Raw genomic sequence first — 13914 nt, 5'->3', positions numbered from 1 at the left:
GTCCTCTTTGTTTTTAACGCGTGAATATTTGCGCCGTGGTAATCGCCATGTCACCGCCGGGCAATTTGATGTTGCCGATCTGCTTCAAACTGTCGGCATCGAACACCGCTACGTCGTTGAAGGTACCCGCCAGATAAATCTTGCTGCCGGCCTTGTTGAACGAAATGCAGTAGTAGGAATGATCCAGCGTAGCGGCCTGAAGCAGTTTTTTCTGCTTGATGTCGTACTTGGCCAGCCGGTTGAGCACGCCGAACATCAGGTTCGGGTCTCTGGGCGAACGCATGCCACTGAAGTAGATTTCCGTCAGGGGGCCGAAGTCGGTGGTTTCGGTCTTGCCGGTTTTCAGGTCGATGCTGAACAGCCCATAGAGGTACTCGGCGGTCGCCGGGTCCTGCTTCTTGTCCTTGAATTTCGCTGCGGTGTAGAGCAGCGAAAAATCATGACGGTAGGTCTGCTGGTTCCACACGTAGAGCACATCCGGTGCGCTGTAATTGGCACGTTTCCAATGGCGACTGGGAATCAGCACGTCGAACTTGCCAGTGTTCACGTTGACCTTGTAGACATCCGCTCCCGCCACATACAACGTGCCATCGTCGCCGCTTTGCATGATGGTCAGCTGCCGGGGCGCCGGGAAACTACGAATGGGTTTGGCGTCCATGCCGGCATCGGTGGCGTACACATCAAGCCGAGGTTGCTGCACCTCGTAACGATCGTTGAGCATCAACGTCGGATTGGCGATGGTGAACAGTTCCTTGCCGTCATGGCTGAGGGTAAAGGCGAACATCGACTTCGCTTTCTCACCCGGTTTCTGGGTAATGCTGGCGTGGAAGACCTGCTTGCAGCTGTCCAGCTCAACGCCGTAGACATCCGCGTAGTGGTTGTTCAGCACGTAGGCGGTCTTGCGATCCGGCGACAGCTGCACGGTGCCAGGACCGAAGGCGTCGGGCATTTTGCAGGTCTTGAACAAGCTGTCGGTGGCCAGGTCGATCACGTGCAGGTTGTTCGGATAATTGGTGGTCACCATGTATTCGTGACCGCTTTGGAGCGCGGTGTTTTCATCGGCCAAAACACTGAGCGATATAACGCCCAGGACACCGAACGCGGCCAAGCCGCAGGCTTTGATGCATTGCATGCTGGATTCCTTCTTCATGTCCGGTCACTTGTCTTTCGGAAAGACAGTGCCGAGGTTGCGCCAGTTGTCGTTGGACGCCTGGGCATCCTTGTTCCAGTCCGGGTAGGTGCTCATCATGTCCGGCACCTGGGCCGGCCACCAGCATGGGTCGGAGCAGCCATACAGGTCGGCTTCCATTGGCTGGCACAGCGACGACACGCCGCCAAACGCGTCGATTTCCCAACCTGGATCAGTGGTCGAGGCACAGCCGGCGACGGAGCTCATCGCCACCACTTCTTCGATACGGTTTTCGGCCGCGGCCTGATCGAGCTTCTGGGCTTTGTTGTTGATTGCCTTGAGATGTTTCATATCAGTGAGCCTTGCGCGGAGTGATGTAGCTGCTGATAAACGCAGGGTTGTGAGCCATGATCCGGGTGTAGACCTCGATGCCGAAGTCGACCCAGTCACGCATCAGTTCGCAGTAGTGATAAGTCGGATGGGTCGGGTCGCCGTATCGGGCGTAGCTCTCGTGGTAGCAGCCGCCAGAGCAGAGATTGCGGATCTGGCAGTCTTCGCAACCGGTGTTGGTACGGTCCAGGCGCTGGGACAGGAAATCGTTCAACTCGACCTGTTTCACCCCGCTGTGAACGTTGCCGAACGTCGGCAGGCTCGAACCGGTAAAGCGGTGGCACAGGTTCAATTCGCCCTTGTGATCCACCGCCAGCATCTTCAGGCCCGCCCCGCAAGGCAAAGCCTTTTTGTGGCCTTCATGGATATCGGTGATCAACTGGTGCAGGTTGGAAAAACCGATGTTGCGGTGTTCCAGCGCCGCTTCCAGATAACGCCGACCGAGCTTCTTCATGTTGGCGAACACTTCGATCAGCTCGTCGCTGGACAGGTTGAAGCTACTGATATCGCCGGACGTCACCGGAGCAAAACCGACCTCCGCGAAGCCCAGTTCGTTGAACAAGTGATCCCAGATCGTTTCGACGTCGGTGACGCCAGTGGTCAGGGTTACCCGCGCGCCGACCGGGCGGCTGTTGTAGCGCGACAGCAGCATCTGGGCCTTGCGCCGCACCACGTCATACGTGCCCTGCCCGCCCACGGTGATCCGGTTGCGGTCGTGCACGGTTTTCGGCCCGTCGATACTGACCGAGAGCCCGAAGCGGTGGGCGTTGAGGTAGTCCACGGTGTCTTCGGTGAGCAGCGTGGCGTTGGTGGTCATGACGAATTCGACGAACTTGCCCGCTTCGGCAAAACGCTTTTCACAATAATCGACCATGTACTCGATCAGCTTGCGATTGCTCAGCGGCTCTCCCCCGAAGAACACCACCGTGAAACGCTCTTCATCCGGGGATTCGCGCAGCAGCATTTCTACCGAAGCGACCGCTGTTTCAACGTCCATCTTCTTGCCGGCCGAGGGCTTGTCGAGGTCCTCTTTGTAGCAGTAGGTACAGCTCAGATTGCAGCCCGTGTTGACGTTGAGCACCACGGTATTGATCGCGGTGCGCTCGACGCGTTTGGTACCGATGTCCGGGGTCAGTGGTGAGCCGTCGCTGACCAGTTCCAGGGAGATCAGCTCACGCAGGGTTTCGGTGATTTCTTCTCCGTTGAAGCGTGCGGCCAAGCGTTGGATCAGGTCGTCCGATGAACAGCCGGGACCGCGCAAGGTGTCGATGATGGTGCCCGTCAGCTCATCGCTGGCGAACAGCGAGCTGCTAGGGATGTGGAACAGCATGCGGTCGGCGTCGACATGCACTTCGTGCAAATTGCGTTCGACCAGATTCAAAATAGCGCCCATTGCAAACCTCCTGTGCAAGCCCCGATTCACGAGGTCTGCGGTCATCCCGAAAAGTGTCTGGAACCGCTAAAAAACAGCCAACTTATGGAATGGGTGGATTGTTCCAGCGTTGCACGGTGACGATCATGTGGCCTTCGCCGGTCAGGGACCTCCCTGCGTCGTCGACGGCGGCGATCACCTTGAGATTGCCGGCATTGTTGGTGGACATCTTGCGTTGCGGGTTCGGCCCGGCATCGCCTGGGGTAAACACGCCGGTATCGGCCTGCATGGTGCCGGCAAACTTGACGTCTTCATCCTCTTTGGCGCGGTCATCAAAAGCCTCGACCGACCATTGCGCAGGGAACACGCCGATGCGATAGGGCTTGCCGTCAGCGCCCTTGCCCCAGGCTTCAGCATCGAAACGGCCCTGGACTTTCGGCGTCGAGCCACCGCCCTCGCCGATCCGCGCCACCGAGAATTCGGGCACGACTTTGACTTCAGCGATCCTGCTGTAGACCGACAGCGTCGGGCCTTTCAGCGTGCCGACCGTGACGTTGCGCAGGCCCGGTTGCGCATTGGCAGCCGCCTTGAGTTTGACCCTTATGCGCTCGGGCGTTTGCTCCAGCACTTGGACCACTTCCACGCCTTTGCCAAAGTCAGGTTTGCCAGTGAGACCGCTGCCGACCAGGGTGACTTCGGTTTCTCTGCCCGCCTTCAGATAACCCGGCTGCACCGCCAGCAAACGATTGGAACCCTGCTTGGCGGCGACGAAGTCCAGCCCTCGCTCGTCGTGCTCGGCCTCGAACATCCGACCCTGCATGGCGTTGCCCTGGGCGGCGAATACCTGGCGCATGGTCACGCCATCGATGGACACGTTGCCGCGCCATTCGTAGCCGGTGTAGACAATCGCACTGCCATCGCCGTTGAACAGGGTGCCATCGGCGTACTGACCTTTGACGCTGACCTTGAACGTGTCGCTGCCGTCGGCAGTCACGCTCATGACGCCAGCCAGTTCGCCTTTACCCGGCAGGTGCCCGCTGAAGCTCCAGTCGCCGACCAGCGCCTCGGCTTTCGGCGCGCTGCCCTGCCATGCTTTCCAGGCCGAGTTGTCCAGCGGATAACGCTTGGCCAGCAGCGGCACCATCTCTTTGCGGGCCAGATCGAACCAGTCGCGGTCGCGGGACAGGGCCTGGTACTCGAGGGACGGCCACTGGCCGAGGTGGAAGTTCACCAGGCGCTCCCATTCCTGGGCTGGTCGGCGCTGCAGCGCAACCCGCGCACCGGAGTGGCAACGGCCGCACATCTGGCTGGTCTGGTCGTCGAATTTCTCGACGGTATTGAGCCGTCGTTCCAGCGCATAACGCACACCGTCCGTCTCGCTCGGCGCCAGGCCCTGGGTGTCGGCCAGGTATTTGACCAGGATTCGACGATCGTCATCGCTGATCTGCAACCCGTGCATGACCTGCATCCGGGCAATGCTCATCAGCCAGCCTTCCGGCGTCTTGCGCTGGTGGCTGATACGGCTCAGGGCGTTATCGGCTTCGGGGGTGTGGCAGCCCTGACAGGTTTCCTTGAGGATGGTCTGGGCCTCGCGAGCTGCCAGGCTGTAAGGCGAATGCAGCGCCACACAGGCCGCCACGGCCAGCAGACTGACGCTCAGGCCTGATCGGAGTTTTCTCTTCATCAACGTCGAACCTCGCACGGTGCTTTCTTATTTTTGTGGCTTATCGTTTTTATGGTTTCTGCCGTCGGCGACAGCCCGCTGACGGAGGCAAGAGAAACGTCTGTGATGAGCAATACACGGAGCGTGCCAGCTTAACGACTATCTTATTAATCAATTAGTTACATTGTTATTTTGGCTTTGCAACGCGTCAGAACAAGACCGCCTGCGTCTAATATCGCGACAGCTGTTGCACTCTGAGACAAGCATAGATGTCCTCGGCTGAAACACTTCTTGTCCAGCGATGACGTTGGCGTACAACGGGATCCGCTCGTCGTCTCATGCGTTGTCGCGATTTGCGACAAAACCTGGGTGCCAACCGTCCCGTTTCATCGCTAGAACCCCCGTCAACAAAGGCCCATCCACCCGTTCCTGGTACTTGGCACAGCCATTGCCAACTTGGAGAAGTCCACGTTTCTCAGCACAACAAGAGGTCTCATCATGCCGCTGCCTTATCTGCTCCCCGCCACCTCGGCCTTCGTCCAACGCGCCCCACGCATGCTCATCGGCGGCGACTGGGTCGAGGCCGCCGACGGCCAGACCATGCCCCTGCACAATCCGGCCACCGGCGAAGTGCTGTGCTTGGTGCCAAGGTCCACCCCCGACGATGTCGACCGCGCAGTACTCGCCGCCCGCCAGGCTTTCGACGACTCCGCCTGGACGCGCACCCGCCCTAGGGAGCGGCAGAACCTGTTGTGGAAACTCGCCGACCTGATGCAGCGCGACGCAGAACTGCTGGCGCAACTCGAATGCCTGAACAACGGCAAGAGCGCGGCGGTGGCTCAAGTGATGGACGTGCAACTGTCCATCGACTTCCTGCGCTACATGGCCGGTTGGGCAACCAAGATCGAAGGCTCCAGCGTTGACGTGTCGCTGCCGCTGATGCCCAACGATCAATTCCACAGTTTCATTCGCCGCGAAGCGGTGGGCGTGGTCGGGGCCATCGTCGCCTGGAACTTTCCGCTGCTGCTGGCTTGCTGGAAACTCGGTCCGGCCCTGGCCACCGGTTGCACCGTCGTGCTCAAACCCGCCGACGAAACGCCGCTGACCGCGCTGAAACTCGCTGAGCTGGTGCTGGAAGCCGGTTATCCCGAGGGTGTGTTCAACGTGGTCACCGGCACTGGTATCACGGCGGGCTCCGCCCTGACTCACAATCCATTGGTGGACAAGCTGACGTTCACCGGCTCCACCGCCGTAGGCAAGCAGATCGGCAAGATCGCCATGGAATCCATGACCCGTGTCACCCTGGAATTGGGCGGCAAATCACCGACCATCGTCATGGCCGATGCCGACCTGAAGACCGCTGCCGCGGGTGCCGCCAGTGCGATCTTCTTCAATCAGGGCCAGGTTTGCTGCGCCGGCTCCCGGCTGTATGTGCAGCGCAAGCATTTCGACAATGTGGTGGCGGATATCGCCGACATCGCCAATGCAATGAAGCTCGGTAATGGCCTGGACCCCAGTGTCGAAATGGGCCCGCTGATTTCCGCCCGTCAACAGGAGCGGGTTTATGGCTACATCGAAAAAGGTCGGGAAAGCGGCGCGACCATCGCCTGCGGCGGTGAATCATTCGGGCCGGGGTTCTTCGTCAAACCCACGGTGATTGTCGACGTCGATCAACGGCATTCGCTGGTACAAGAGGAAATTTTCGGCCCGGTGCTGGTGGCGATTCCGTTCGACGACGAGGCCGATGCGTTGCGCATGGCCAATGACAGCCCTTATGGCCTTGGGGCGAGCATCTGGTCGAATGATCTGGCGGCGGTGCACCGGATGATTCCGCGCATCAAGTCAGGTTCGGTGTGGGTCAACTGCCACAGCGCCCTGGACCCGGCGTTGCCGTTTGGGGGCTACAAGATGTCGGGGGTCGGGCGTGAGATGGGGTATGCGGCGATCGAGCATTACACCGAGTTGAAGTCGGTGTTGATCAAGTTGTGATTGGCGGCGTTCTTTAGACCGCTATCGCGAGCAAGCTCGCTCCCACATTGGAATTGTTTTCGACGCAACTGTGAGAGCGAGCTTGCTCACGATAGGCCAACCCAGGCACCCCAAATATCAGGGCTTGAACCCCTGCCCCAGCAACCAGCTCCGAACCATCCTTCCCTGCTCCACTGACAACCCCGTCAACACCCGCTCGACCGGCTCGCTGCGCAACCGCCGCACCAACGGTGCCAATTCCACTCCTTGCACATGCCAGATCCCCAGCGGCTGATCCGCCGTGATCACCACTTCGGCCTCATCCACGAATCCATCCCTGAGCACCGGCGCAGACTCAATCTTCAAAGCGGAAAAATCCGCCGCGGCGTGGGCGACCTCAGCATCCGGCCATTGCCTTCGCGCCTGCCAGAACGGCTGGTCCGGCCAGCGCTGCTCATCGGCATAGAAGTCCCGGCCAATGCGCGCGAAGCGTAAAAACAACTGCTCTACCCGCTGCTGATGAAAACGCTGTGCCAGCAACCTCCGTTCAGGTTTGCGCAACAGCGTGTTGATCACCGTTGGCGCCTGCAACGCCGAAGACAATGACTGAAAGATGCCATTCCCCGACAGCGGATCCACCGCCATGGCGGCGTCGCCCACACGAATCCAATGGTCGCCACAGACCTGCGGACACAAAATCGCCGTGCTGCTTCGGGCATGCAGGTGCAGATCGGTTTGCGGTTCATCCCCGAAAAACGCCTGGGTCAATGTCGACTGCTGGAACCGCTGGCGGCAGTAATCGAGCAACAGCGCCTTGCCCGGCAACTCGGCACTGGCCACGTCCACTGTCCATTGCCAATAGCACTGGCCGTCGGCCCGACGCGCCATCCAGGCCCAGCCGTCCACAAGGCTTTCCACAGCGCTGGCGGTGATACCCGGCGTACCTTGCCAGCGATTGAGCAGACTGACTGTCTCTGGTCCCCGCAGGCCTTTGCCAAGGGCCGGTGCCTGGCGTCCGCGGGCCTCCACCAGGAAATCCGCGAGCAGCGCGTCACGCCCTTGCAGTTCGATTCGATGCCCCGAAGCATGCGACTGCACCGTCAGCACTCGGCCCTCGATCAATTCAACGCCGGCCAGGCGCAAGTCCTCGCGCAAGCCGCGATCGAAGCTCGGGCGATCCAGCAAAAATTCGATGTTCTGAGCATGCTGCTGACCGTTCCAGGACACCTGTCGCTGGGAAGGCTGCGCCGCATCCGTCAATGCTTGATGCAGCCCCGCACCGCGCAGTGCCTCCAGCACCCGCATGGACACCCCTTCGAGCGCCGCAAAGCGCCGCCACTCACTGACCAGCGTGACGGGGTATCCAAGCCGCCGCAACCCCAGGCCCACCGCCGCCCCCGCAGGCCCCGCGCCAAGAATCACAATCGGCTTCATGGGCCGACGCGCCGTTCAGGGCCGTGATAATGGGCGTTTTTTTGCAGCCACTCGACAATCTGTTCGTTGCTCGCCTCGGGATTTTCAACGAGAAAACCCACAATATGCCCGCTCAATGCCGCACAACCGAGGCTCGCACCCGACTGCCCCGGGTAGGTACCGTAAACACACCCGGCAAAATCTGCCTGGGCGCTGTCGAGCCACGACCATTGCTGCTCGGTGCAACGAGCGTCGCCGGTGACCCGCAGCACCTGCGGATAATCCGCCGGGAACACCCCTAAGCCCTGAGCCGGGCTGGACGCACACAATAGAATGCCCTGCGCCACCGCTGCTGCGCAGGCTTCACGCAACAAGCTTCGATCCTGCCGCAAACCGAGGCTCAGATTGATCAACCGCACGTCCTGCGCCACCAGCCAACCGATGGCGGTAGCGATCTGCAAGGCGCTGGTGACGCCACGCTGGTCGAACACCTGGGCGACGCAAAAAACCGCCGCCGGTGCACGCCGGCTGATGGCCTCGATCACCGCACTGCCATGACCTAGCGGATCGTCGCGCAAATCGCTTTCGGCCAGGCCATCCTCCCGCAGCGAGAACCGTCGACCGGCAATCACCCGCACTCGTTGCGCTGCGCAATGACCACTGTCCACCACCCCAATCCGCAGCTCAGGCCTCATGCTGCACCGTTCTTGACGTAAGCACGCCATCCAACAGTTCAAAGCACAAATTGGCATCGGCCAGGGTCGAGGGGCGATGGCTGATCAGGATCCGCGTACGCCCGGCGAACAACCGATCGATGGACGCGATCACTTCGCGCTCGGTGGCTTCGTCGACCGCCGAAGTCGCTTCGTCCAGCACCAGGATCAACGGATCCTGCAACAGCGCCCGGGCGATGGCGATGCGCTGTTTCTGTCCGCCGGATAACTGCTGGCCACGCTCGCCCAAAGGGCTGTCGAGGCCTTCGGGCAGTGACTCGATCAGGCTGTCGAGCTGCGCCAGCCGCGCCACTTCGGCAATCGCTTCGCGACTGGCGTCCGGCACCGCGTAGGCCAGGTTGTCGGCGAGGCTGCCGCGAAACAGCACGATGTCCTGACTGACCACGGCGATCCGCCGACGCAACTGGAACAGGTCCAGTTCCCGCAGATCGACCTCCCCCAGCAAGACCCGACCGGACTGCGGATCGTGGTGCCGCTGCAGCAGATCGATCAGGGTCGACTTACCGACACCAGAGCCGCCGCTCAGGGCGACTTTCAAACCATAGGGAATTCGCGCTTGAATACCACGCAAGGTGGTCGGGCGACCGGGGTGGCTGAAGTGCACGTTGTCGAAACGCAGTTCGCCAGAATCCGGCATCGGCTGCGGCGCAACAGGGGTGAGTACAGTCGGCTCTTCACCGCGCAGTTCCATGACCCGCCCAAGGCTCACGGTCATCCGCTGAATCGCGACGTAGAGCCCAAGCAGGCTCTGGACCGGGCCGACAGCCATGCCCAGATAGGTGGAAAACGCGATCAGCGCGCCCAACTGCCAAGTCCCTTGCACTACCCAGTATCCGCCAATCAAAAACGCACAGGCCCGCGACAACGATGTCAGCGTGCCGGGCACCGCTTGGGTGAAAAACTCAGTGACTTGCAGGCGCAGGAGCTGACTCATATACCCTTGGCCCAACGTCTCCAGCCGCCGCGCCTCGCGCTGTTGCTGACCGGCGGACTGAATGAATTTCATCACCGGCAAGGTCTCGACCATGAACGAGGACATGTCCGCGGAACGCTCGCGCAACTGCCGCACATCGCGCTCGACCTTGCGCCGCATCCAGCGTAGCCAAAGCACGTCGAGTGGAATCAGCACCAAGGCCAGCAGCGACAGCTGCCACGACAGGGTCACCAACATCGCCACGGCAACCACCAGGCCAATCACGCTCGACACCGCCGAGAACAGCGAGTCCACGGCAAAGCGCTGGATCTCCGCGACATCGCCATCCAGACGCGACATCAGATCACCGATACGCCGCTGGCCGTAGAAACCCGGCGAGAGCGTCTGCAGATGCCGATAAAGGTCATCGCGCAGGGCAAACAGAATCCGTCCGGATAATCGCGTGTGCAGGTAACGATTGATGCCCGACAGCGCCGTCCCCAACAACCCGGCGACAATCATCAACCCGGCGATCAGCACCAGCATCGCAAAATTGTGCGCCAACAGGCCGTCGTCGATCAGCAGCTTGGTTAGCCATGGTTGCACCAATACCAGCGACGAGGCGCAGACCGACAGCCCAAGCAACCCGGCAATCGCCAACCGGTGCGGGCGCACGAAGCTGTAGAGCCAGCGCAGCGCCGCTTGCAGGGCCGCGGGGTTCTGGCTGTCGATCAGCCGAACGATCAACCGCAACATCACGAACGCAACAGTTTGAGCTTGCGATACAGGGTCGCGCGGCTGATACCCAGGGCATCGGCGGCGGCCGAGACGTTACCTTGATGCATGTCCAGGGACTGGCGAATCAGTTCCAGCTCATGTTCACGAATACTGCCGCTCTGAGGGCGTTCGCCGGCGCTCAGTTCGTCGAGCATACTGTCGGGCAGATGGTCGAGGGTGAGTAGGGTGTCCCCCGGCTCACGCATGGCCAGCGCGGTGCGCAGGACCATTTCCAGTTGGCGGATATTGCCCGGCCAATGATAACCGCCTAGCAGGCGGGTCAAATCGTCATGCAGGACCACCGTCGGCGCGTCGAGCTTGGCCAGCAAACGATCGACCAGACCATTGAAGTCGTCGCGCTCGCGCAGGGCCGGGAGCATCACGCTGATGCCGTTGACCCGATAGAACAGATCCTCGCGAAAATGTTTGTCTTCCACCAGACGCTTGAGGTCGCGGTGCGTGGCGCAGATCAGGGCAATGTCGATCTCTTGCTCTTCTCCAGCACCCAGCGGCGCGACCTTGCGGTCCTGCAATACCCTGAGTAAACGGGCCTGCAAAGCCAGCGGCATGTCGCCGATTTCATCGAGAAACAACGTACCGCCGTGGGCCTGTTGCAAGCGCCCTACCATGCCGCCCCGACGCGAACCGGTAAAAGCGCCTTCGCGATAGCCAAACAGCTCCGACTCGATCAGGCCTTCGGGGATGGCTGCGCAGTTCACCGCGACAAAAGGTTTGTCGCAGCGCGTTCCAGCCATATGCAACGCTCGGGCAATGACTTCCTTGCCGGTGCCCGTTTCGCCCAGCAGCAACACTGGCAATTCATTGGCCAGGCCTTGGCGGGCCATGCGCAGCGCCCGGGCGTAACGAGCATTGTTGCCAGCCAGGGATTCAAGATCGGGTTGCGGTTTAGCGGTTTTAGTCGGGGTGCGCGATGGCGTGCTGACATTGATCAAGCGCTGCGGCGCGCGCAGGGTTTTGTAGAAAAATTCACCCTTGGCGGTTTGCAGACTGCCGATGCCGCTCTGATGCAAACGCGATAACAGCTGCAGGCCATCGACACCCAGGAACTCTTCACAGCGTCGGCCAACCAGCACCGAACGCTCGGCATGGAGCAACTGGCACGCCTGGGCGCTGACCGCAAGGATCTTTCCGCCGAGACTCACCGCGAGCAAGCCCTGCCAAGGGGATTCAAGATATTGCCGACGGCTGTGGAAGGCGAGGACGATCTGGTCCGGGTAACAAGCGTTGAACACGCGGCTTTCGATCTGGCTGACGGCCATGGTCAGCAACGCGGTGCTGTCGTGAACGCGGCCGAGCGGGCCTTCGCGGGTCAGGTCAAGGACCCCAAGGATGTCGCCCTGCGGGCAATAAATCGGCACCGAGGTGCAGGAGAAATTGGTCAGACGGTCGAGGTAATGTTCGCCGCAATCAATCATCGTTGGCCGGGCTTCCACCAGCGCGGTACCCAGCGCGTTGGTGCCGCGCGCCGCTTCGCTCCAGCAAGCGCCCAGCGTGATGTCTTGCAGCCCGCTCCCTTTGAAACCATCGGTGCGCCCTTCGGCGGCAAGGATGGTAGCGTCGGAATTGGCGAGGATGATGAGCCCTTCCTTGCCCTGGCGTTCGGCCAGATAATCGATGGCCGGCGTCGCCGCATCGATCAACAATCGATTGCTTTCCAACAGCACTTCAAGGCTCGCGTTCGATTCCAGCGCCAGTTCTTGCTTGGCATTGAAATGCACGCCATGGCTGAGACTGCGCCGCCACGACGCATCGATTTCCGCACGCAACACACCATCGGGAACGGTGCCCTCGAGATGCAGTTTTTCCCGGGCCAGGCGGGCTTCGCGATGAAGTTTGGGATGAGTTGTCTTTATCAGCATCAGCAAGCGCTCCGGATCGGTCCGCCCTGCGCCCTTCTGAGTTCAGCGCCTTGTTGCCATCTTTACGTTAACGTCAGGGCATTGGCAAGTGCGTTACGGCATTTCTAATGCTTAGGGGACAACGTGACCATCCATCGCCCGACCAGACGACCAATGGGCTTTCCCTTCAGAAGTAATAGACGACGTTCGTTACGACGACGAACCTATACGAGTAGCTTGTCAGGCCCAAAGCCCCCCCATGCCAGCCCCGATAACAGCATCGTGGCCGCTTTCCGGGTGTCTTTCGAATGGAACGGCCAAGAGTTGATGATCATGAGCCGCGCCATGGAGTAACGTGCGAATCCAGACTTGACCGACATCGCAACAACTCTACCTGTAGATGATCGCCACGGCGCGAACGAAACCTGCCGAGGCATGCTTGATCTTATACGGAAAGCAGGACACCTCGAATCCGTGGTCCGGCAGACTCTCCAGATTCGCCAGCTTTTCCATCTGACCATAACCAATGTCACGACCGGCCTTGTGTCCCTCCCAAATGATCGAGGCATCGCCGCTGGCAAGAAAGCGCTCGCGGGTTGACTTGAAGGGAGCATCCCAACTCCAGGCATCAGTGCCGACCACTCGCACGCCACGTTCGAGCAGGTATAGCGTGGCCTCGCGGCCCATCCCAATGCCGGCATCCAGGTAACCCGGTTGACCGAAGATTGCCCCGGCACGCACGCTTCTGGGCGGATCTGAACCAGGGAAAAAAGTCTTTCGATCATCAATGAACCACCTAAAATCGCTTGGCTACGAGGATTGACTGTAATTAACGAAAATCACCGGATAGAGATCCAAACTCAAACGATGTGTTCGTGGGCAAAATGGCATAATATGCCAATAATCAAAAACCTGTCTGCCCAAAGCTGGAGCTAATTATGGCGACGCGAAACGTTGTGCTCACCCCTCACCAGGAACAGGTTATCCATGACCTGGTGCAGTCCGGCCGTTATCAGAATGCCAGCGAAGTGATGCGAGAAGGTTTGCGTCTATTGGAGCAGCGCGTCGCCGAAGACACCGCCAAAATTGAAGCCCTGCGTCAGGCGACCTCGATCGGCATCATGGACCTTGAATGCGGGCGCTTTACGCGGTTGAACGAAGGGGATTTGGAGCACTACCTCGAGGGCTTGAGTCTGGAGGCAACCCTCCCCGCGAGCGAGAAACACTGAGCATGCCGCAGTATCGGATTTCCAACGCGGCGCGCGCCGATATTGTCGACATCCTCAGGCTCTCCCAGACGCAGTTCGGCGATCAAGCACGCCAGCGCTACCAGGCACTGATCCTCGCGGCGCTGCAAGCGATTGCCAACACGCCTTATCGCGTTGGCAGCCACGACCGCGATAAGCTTGCACCGGGCCTTCGCAGCTATCACCTCGTCTATTCACGCCAGCAGGCCAAACAACTTCATGGAGTGGTCAAAAGTCCGCGACATATCGTGTTCTATCGTGTGGGAGACGGCGACGTGATTGAGATCGTCCGACTCCTCCATGACGCCATGGAGGTGCCGTTGCATCTGCCCAACGATTGACCACAAACACCAAAGGCATAAATCCCAGGCACAAAAAAGCCACTCATCTGAGTGGCTTTTCTGTGAATCTTGGAGCGGGAAACGAGACTCGTATCTGGTGTCCGACTC

11 protein-coding genes and 1 pseudogene are annotated in these 13914 nt (G+C 60.2%); 3 read left to right on the top strand and 9 right to left on the bottom strand.

Annotated elements, in window-relative coordinates; all coding sequences use genetic code 11:
• Nucleotides 1–13: 13 nt before the first annotated feature.
• The 4 genes from peaD to peaA form a co-directional block, all read right to left on the bottom strand.
• Nucleotides 14–1132: a quinohemoprotein amine dehydrogenase subunit beta gene (gene peaD, locus ACLH0I_RS12640; RefSeq protein WP_068934534.1), complete on the bottom strand. Its 1119-nt coding sequence runs from the start codon at nt 1130–1132 to the stop codon at nt 14–16.
• A 24-nt stretch (nt 1133–1156) separates the two neighbouring features.
• On the bottom strand, nt 1157–1480 hold the full coding sequence (qhpC, locus tag ACLH0I_RS12635) for a quinohemoprotein amine dehydrogenase subunit gamma (RefSeq protein WP_033061173.1): 324 nt from the start codon (nt 1478–1480) through the stop codon (nt 1157–1159).
• Nucleotide 1481: 1 nt separating this feature from the next.
• Entirely contained in the window at nt 1482–2912 is a 1431-nt protein-coding gene (peaB, locus tag ACLH0I_RS12630) for a quinohemoprotein amine dehydrogenase maturation protein (protein WP_068934532.1), read from the bottom strand.
• 82 nt (nt 2913–2994) lie between these two features.
• Entirely contained in the window at nt 2995–4575 is a 1581-nt protein-coding gene (gene peaA / locus ACLH0I_RS12625; RefSeq protein WP_068934530.1) for a quinohemoprotein amine dehydrogenase subunit alpha, read from the bottom strand.
• Nucleotides 4576–5052: 477 nt separating this feature from the next.
• Here peaA and ACLH0I_RS12620 point away from each other — a divergent pair, with 477 nt between their 5' ends.
• Entirely contained in the window at nt 5053–6543 is a 1491-nt protein-coding gene (locus ACLH0I_RS12620; RefSeq protein WP_265533871.1) for an aldehyde dehydrogenase family protein, read from the top strand.
• A gap of 117 nt (nt 6544–6660) precedes the next feature.
• Here the strand turns inward: ACLH0I_RS12620 and ACLH0I_RS12615 are convergent, their stop codons facing one another.
• The 5 genes and pseudogenes from ACLH0I_RS12615 to ACLH0I_RS12595 form a co-directional block, all read right to left on the bottom strand.
• The gene (locus ACLH0I_RS12615) at nt 6661–7956 is read right to left on the bottom strand and encodes an FAD-dependent monooxygenase (RefSeq protein ID WP_122568231.1); all 1296 of its coding nucleotides are present in this window, start codon (nt 7954–7956) and stop codon (nt 6661–6663) included.
• Entirely contained in the window at nt 7953–8630 is a 678-nt protein-coding gene (locus ACLH0I_RS12610) for a S8 family serine peptidase (RefSeq protein ID WP_122568230.1), read from the bottom strand. Before ACLH0I_RS12610 ends, ACLH0I_RS12615 begins: the two co-directional genes overlap by 4 nt.
• Nucleotides 8620–10338: an ABC transporter ATP-binding protein gene (locus ACLH0I_RS12605; RefSeq protein ID WP_122568229.1), complete on the bottom strand. Its 1719-nt coding sequence runs from the start codon at nt 10336–10338 to the stop codon at nt 8620–8622. The genes ACLH0I_RS12610 and ACLH0I_RS12605 overlap by 11 nt, the downstream gene beginning before the upstream one ends.
• Nucleotides 10338–12242 (bottom strand): sigma-54-dependent Fis family transcriptional regulator, encoded by a 1905-nt coding sequence (locus ACLH0I_RS12600; protein ID WP_411387496.1) that lies wholly within the window; start codon nt 12240–12242, stop codon nt 10338–10340. Before ACLH0I_RS12600 ends, ACLH0I_RS12605 begins: the two co-directional genes overlap by 1 nt.
• A gap of 366 nt (nt 12243–12608) precedes the next feature.
• Nucleotides 12609–12962: pseudogene (locus ACLH0I_RS12595) on the bottom strand (cyclase family protein); the annotation flags it as partial.
• Nucleotides 12963–13156: 194 nt separating this feature from the next.
• Here ACLH0I_RS12595 and ACLH0I_RS12590 point away from each other — a divergent pair.
• Complete coding sequence (locus ACLH0I_RS12590) at nt 13157–13447, top strand: type II toxin-antitoxin system ParD family antitoxin (protein WP_122568228.1); 291 nt, start codon at nt 13157–13159, stop codon at nt 13445–13447.
• 2 nt (nt 13448–13449) lie between these two features.
• Nucleotides 13450–13806 (top strand): type II toxin-antitoxin system RelE/ParE family toxin, encoded by a 357-nt coding sequence (locus ACLH0I_RS12585; protein WP_068934520.1) that lies wholly within the window; start codon nt 13450–13452, stop codon nt 13804–13806.
• Nucleotides 13807–13914: the final 108 nt, after the last annotated feature.

The organism is Pseudomonas sp. MPB03, from assembly GCF_046605385.1.
Lineage (GTDB): Bacteria > Pseudomonadota > Gammaproteobacteria > Pseudomonadales > Pseudomonadaceae > Aquipseudomonas > Aquipseudomonas zanjanensis.
Note: the sequence above shows the minus strand (reverse complement) of the source record. Positions and strands in the feature narration are given on the sequence as shown.

What these genes read in the sequence shown, in the direction of transcription:
- qhpC (WP_033061173.1), bottom strand. Translation starts at nt 1,480, where the DNA reads ATGAAACATCTCAAGGCAATCAACAACAAAGCCCAGAAGCTCGATCAG.
- ACLH0I_RS12620 (WP_265533871.1), top strand. Translation starts at nt 5,053, where the DNA reads ATGCCGCTGCCTTATCTGCTCCCCGCCACCTCGGCCTTCGTCCAACGC.
- peaB (WP_068934532.1), bottom strand. Translation starts at nt 2,912, where the DNA reads ATGGGCGCTATTTTGAATCTGGTCGAACGCAATTTGCACGAAGTGCAT.
- ACLH0I_RS12590 (WP_122568228.1), top strand. Translation starts at nt 13,157, where the DNA reads ATGGCGACGCGAAACGTTGTGCTCACCCCTCACCAGGAACAGGTTATC.
- ACLH0I_RS12615 (WP_122568231.1), bottom strand. Translation starts at nt 7,956, where the DNA reads ATGAAGCCGATTGTGATTCTTGGCGCGGGGCCTGCGGGGGCGGCGGTG.
- peaD (WP_068934534.1), bottom strand. Translation starts at nt 1,132, where the DNA reads ATGCAATGCATCAAAGCCTGCGGCTTGGCCGCGTTCGGTGTCCTGGGC.
- ACLH0I_RS12610 (WP_122568230.1), bottom strand. Translation starts at nt 8,630, where the DNA reads ATGAGGCCTGAGCTGCGGATTGGGGTGGTGGACAGTGGTCATTGCGCA.
- ACLH0I_RS12585 (WP_068934520.1), top strand. Translation starts at nt 13,450, where the DNA reads ATGCCGCAGTATCGGATTTCCAACGCGGCGCGCGCCGATATTGTCGAC.
- ACLH0I_RS12605 (WP_122568229.1), bottom strand. Translation starts at nt 10,338, where the DNA reads ATGTTGCGGTTGATCGTTCGGCTGATCGACAGCCAGAACCCCGCGGCC.
- peaA (WP_068934530.1), bottom strand. Translation starts at nt 4,575, where the DNA reads ATGAAGAGAAAACTCCGATCAGGCCTGAGCGTCAGTCTGCTGGCCGTG.